The 1,026-nt window shown below is 40.4% G+C and carries 1 protein-coding gene; it reads left to right on the top strand.

What is annotated here, in order from left to right:
- The first annotated feature begins 168 nt into the window (after positions 1-168).
- Entirely contained in the window at positions 169-747 is a 579-nt protein-coding gene (locus AC3WV0_RS18055) for a hypothetical protein (protein WP_488847483.1), read from the top strand.
- Positions 748-1,026 lie beyond the last annotated feature (279 nt).

Raw genomic sequence — 1,026 nt, 5'->3', positions numbered from 1 at the left:
CGGGATTGATTTTTTTTCCCTCCGGAATGACTCATTTCTGGGGGATTTATAGTTTTGGTTATTTAACATATTATAAAACAAGTGATTATTATTTGGAAGTAAAGATAATTTGTTTACATTTGTCACATGAAGGTGGTCTAAATGTGACCGCTTTAAAGCACAGAAAGGATGAAAATAATCATGAACAAAATCTCCCTGCTCCCTCGGTCCCTGCATTTTTATGTAGGAATGCTGTGCTGCCAGCTACTTTTTGTATCAGTTTTCATCAGCTCAAAAACTCCTTCTCTTCAGGGCGATTCTGCTATTTTCATTTCCGGAGATGCCTATATGTATGCAGACCGGCAGATCACCGTATCCGTTATAAATTCAGAAGGTAAGGAATTCTCTACCAGCACTCAGCATACGAACCGCCAGCCTAAGATCGCAAAATCATCATTAAAAGCAGTCCATGCAACAGCCTGTGCGCCGGGCAAAAGAAAACAGCCCATGCATTTTACAGCTCCTGTCGACACACAGCAGCTCAGCAGTAGCGGAAGTTTCTCTTCACAGGCTGTTATAGGAGCTTCTCCTTTCCGCAAGCTGTTGCATTATATGAAGAGTCCTGCATTCCCGCAGCCTCATGTCATGACCTCAAATAAAAAGAAACCTTTGGGTAATGCCTTTTACCCTTTTAAGGTTAGTCATATCACCACTCATCAATTCAGCCGCCCTCCGCCCGTATTGATCAATGATCATTCATCATATTAAACACAATTGACACAAATTATTGAGCACAAATGACACAAATGCTTTAATGCAACTGGACATTTCTCACTCCGTTTGTCATCCGTAGGGATCTCAGCAAAGGAAAACACACAGCAATTGTGAAATTAGTGTTCAACCATTAGTGCCATTCGTGTTTAAAGAACCAGCTTAGTGAGCTCTTATAAGTGGAACGCCTTGTGAATCTAAATTTTTGGTATTGGATTCGTCGTCAATTCGAGTGTTTTTTCGTAACAAAGTGAAGAAAAAATGTATCGAGAATGA

The sequence above is a fragment of the Chryseobacterium sp. 27AL genome (assembly GCF_057815395.1).
The sequence above is the reverse complement of the archived record's forward strand: the minus strand, read 5'-3'. Positions and strand labels throughout refer to the sequence as shown.